The 3,294-nt window shown below is 66.2% G+C and carries 4 protein-coding genes; 2 read left to right on the top strand and 2 right to left on the bottom strand.

The window, feature by feature from the left end; translation table 11 throughout:
* Nucleotides 1-774, bottom strand: a 774-nt coding sequence (gene ipdA / locus JOZ00_RS23210; RefSeq protein ID WP_293348680.1) for a cholesterol ring-cleaving hydrolase subunit IpdA, incomplete at its 3' end; no start/stop codon positions are given.
* On the bottom strand, nt 771-1,526 hold the full coding sequence (gene echA20 / locus JOZ00_RS23205; protein ID WP_293348678.1) for a (7aS)-7a-methyl-1,5-dioxo-2,3,5,6,7,7a-hexahydro-1H-indene-carboxyl-CoA hydrolase: 756 nt from the start codon (nt 1,524-1,526) through the stop codon (nt 771-773). The genes echA20 and ipdA, both read right to left, overlap by 4 nt.
* Nucleotides 1,527-1,585: 59 nt before the next feature.
* Between echA20 and JOZ00_RS23200 the strand changes: the two genes are divergently transcribed.
* The gene (locus JOZ00_RS23200) at nt 1,586-2,371 is read left to right on the top strand and encodes an SDR family oxidoreductase (protein ID WP_293348676.1); all 786 of its coding nucleotides are present in this window, start codon (nt 1,586-1,588) and stop codon (nt 2,369-2,371) included.
* Nucleotides 2,372-2,385: 14 nt separating this feature from the next.
* A complete protein-coding gene (locus JOZ00_RS23195; protein ID WP_293348673.1) occupies nt 2,386-3,291 on the top strand; it encodes an SDR family oxidoreductase in 906 nt (301 codons plus the stop codon).
* Nucleotides 3,292-3,294: the final 3 nt, after the last annotated feature.

Here is a 3,294-nt window from a genome sequence, read left to right as displayed (position 1 = left end):
CTCGGCGTAGTGTCGCTGGAACTTCTCGTCGCGGCCGTAATCCGGTGCCGCGGTGGTGAAGTGAGCGCCGTTCGGCGCTTCCACCACGCCGTCGACCATCATCCGGTTGATCAGCAGCGCCTGCGGCGGCACCGCCTTGACCAGTTCTTGCGTGGATACGACGCGCTCCACGGACAGGTAGCGTTTCTCGGCGGCCATCAGGAACAGGTCATCGAAGTACGGGTCGATCCCGGTGTATGCCGCATTGCCTTGGCTGTCACCAAGATTGAGGTGCACATAGGCCGCATCCAGGTTCAACGCCGGCATAGCGATGAGCGTCTCGTGTCCACCCTCGGCCGCCGGGTAGGGACTGGTGACCTTGCGCAGTTCGCCCGCCCAGAAGTCCAGCACCGAGCTGCCCAGCCCGGCCCGGATCGGCAGGAACGGCAGGCGTTGCGCCGCGGCCTGCAGCCCGCAGCGCAGCATGCCCTCGTCCATCTCCCTGGCCTCGATCGCCCCGCCGGTGCGCGCCTTGGCGAACCAGGGGTCATAGAACGGCGGCGAATCCAGCGAGACGAATCCGTAGTAGACGCGCTTGACCTTGCCCGCCGAGCAGAGCAAGCCGAGATCCGGTCCGCCGTAAGTCACCACCGTCAGGTCTTTGACATCGGTGCGCAGCATCGCGCGCACGAAAGCCATTGGCTTGCGCCGCGATCCCCAGCCGCCGATGCCGATGGTCATGCCGCTGCGCAGACCGGCGACGGCGTCGTCGAGAGTTGTCCTCTTGTCGCTCACTTCTTACCCTTGTCCGTTCCAGCGAATGCGTCGCGGTGCTCATCGGATACCCCGGCAAGGTTGAGCTCGAACGTAAAGCCTTGCTCCATACGGTAACTCGAGTTGACCCGCTGAACGTCGATGAAGTTCAGCGCTTCCTTGGCCGCCCGGATGACGCGCGTGTCCTTGGCGGCGATGTCGCGGGCCACCCGCAGAGCGGCCTCGTCGAGTTCATCACGCGGGACTACCTCGTGCACCGAGCCGAAGTGATGCAAGGTGGCGGCGTCCACGGTGGCCGCGGTGAAGAACAGCCGTCGCATCATGTGCTGCGGCACCAGCCGCGACAAGTGGGTTGCCGCGCCGAGGGCGCCGCGTTCCACCTCCGGCAGACCGAACGTGGCGTCGTCGGAGGCCACGATGACATCGGAGTTGCCGACCAGTCCGATGCCGCCGCCGACGCAGAATCCGTTCACCGCCGCGATCACCGGCACCGCGCACTCATAGACGGCCCGGAACGCGGCGAAGCAACCGCGATTGGCGTCGATCAGCGCGCCGAAACCTTCCGTGCGCTGCATCTCCTTGATGTCCACCCCGGCGTTGAAGCCGCGGCCCTCGGCGCGCAGGATCACCGCGTGCGTTTCGGGGTCCTGGCCGGCGGCCGTGATGGTGTCGGCGAGGTCGAACCACCCGCGCGACGGGATGGCGTTGACGGGGGGGAAGTCGACGGTAACTGCGACTATGCCCGGTTCGGTGGTTTTGGATGTGATGGTCAAGGTGCCACTTCCTTGTGGGGTAACTACCTAAGCAAGCACTTGCTTGGTACGCTAGCACAGTGACTCGCGCGGAAGCACCCGACGCCATCAACTTCGGGCTCGCCGGACGGGTCGTTCTCGTCACTGGCGGCGTCCGGGGCGTGGGCGCCGGCATCAGCTCGGTCTTCGCCCAACAAGGGGCGACCGTGGTGACCTGCGCCAGGCGTCCGGTCGAGGGCCTGCCCTACGATTTCCATTCCTGCGACGTGCGCGACGAGGACGCCGTCAAGGCGTTGATCGATGCGATCGTCGAGCGGCACGGACGGCTCGACGTGGTCGTCAACAACGCCGGCGGATCTCCGTTCGTGTTCACCGCGGAGTCCAGCCCGAAGTTCAACCGCAAGATCATCGAGCTCAATTTGATTGGCGGGCTGTTGGTTTCACAGTTCGCAAACGACAAGATGCAAGCTCAGCCAGGCGGCGGTTCGATCGTCAACATCTGCAGCCTCAGCGGCCGGCGTCCATCACCCGGTACCGGTGCATACGGCGCGGCCAAAGCCGGTTTGGAAAGTCTGACCCAGACGCTGGCGGTGGAATGGGGTCCCAAGGTCCGGGTGAACGCCTTGGTGGTCGGCATGGTGGAAACCGAGCAGGCCGACCTGTTCTACGGCGACGCCGAATCGATCGCGGCGATATCGAAGAACGTGCCACTCGGGCGGCTGGCCAAGCCCGAGGACATCGGTTGGGCTGCAGCATTTTTGGCCTCCGAGGCGGCGTCCTACATCAGCGGCGCCTCGCTGGAGGTGCACGGGGGTGGCGAGCCGCCGCATTATCTGGCCACGACCAACGCGAGCGCAATCAAGTAGAGGAGACAGGCAATATGGGTGTGGTTGACGGCCGCGTGGTGATCGTGACCGGGGCAGGCGGCGGTATCGGTCGCGCGCACGCTTTGGCGTTCGCAGCCGAGGGCGCGCGGGTGGTAGTCAACGACATCGGCGTGGGCCTGGACGGCTCGCCCGCCGGCGGCGGCAGCGCCGCCCAGGGCGTGGTCGACGAGATCACCGCGGCCGGCGGCGAAGCCGTCGCGAACGGATCCAACATCGCGGACTGGAATCAGGCGGCGGCCCTCGTCCAGACCGCGGTCGAAACATTCGGTGGCCTAGACGTTTTGGTCAACAACGCCGGCATCGTGCGCGATCGGATGATGGCCAACACCAGCGAAGAGGAGTTCGACGCCGTCATCGCCGTGCACCTCAAGGGTCACTTCGCCGCGATGCGCCATGCCGCGTCGTACTGGCGCGGGCTGTCCAAAGAGGGCAAAGCGGTTGACGCCCGGATCATCAACACGAGTTCGGGTGCTGGTCTGCAGGGCAGCGTCGGGCAGGGCAACTACAGCGCGGCCAAGGCCGGCATCGCGGCGATGACGCTCGTCGCCGCCGCCGAGATGGGCCGCTACGGCGTGACCGTCAATGCGATAGCGCCCTCGGCGCGCACGCGGATGACCGAGACCGTCTTCGCCGAGATGATGTCAACGCAGGACCAGGATTTCGACGCCATGGCGCCCGAGAACATCTCGCCGTTGGTGGTGTGGTTGGGCAGCGCCGAATCCCGAGACGTCACCGGGAAAGTGTTCGAAATCGAGGGCGGCAAGATCCGGGTCGCCGAGGGCTGGGCGCACGGTCCGCAGATCGACAAGGGCGCCAAATGGGACCCGGCCGAGTTGGGGCCCGTCGTCACCGATCTGCTCGCGAAGGCGCGGCCGCCCGTCCCGGTGTACGGGGCCTAGGCG

The sequence above is a fragment of the Mycobacterium sp. genome (assembly GCF_019243155.1).
Taxonomy (GTDB): domain Bacteria; phylum Actinomycetota; class Actinomycetes; order Mycobacteriales; family Mycobacteriaceae; genus Mycobacterium.
Note: the sequence above shows the minus strand (reverse complement) of the source record. Positions and strands in the feature narration are given on the sequence as shown.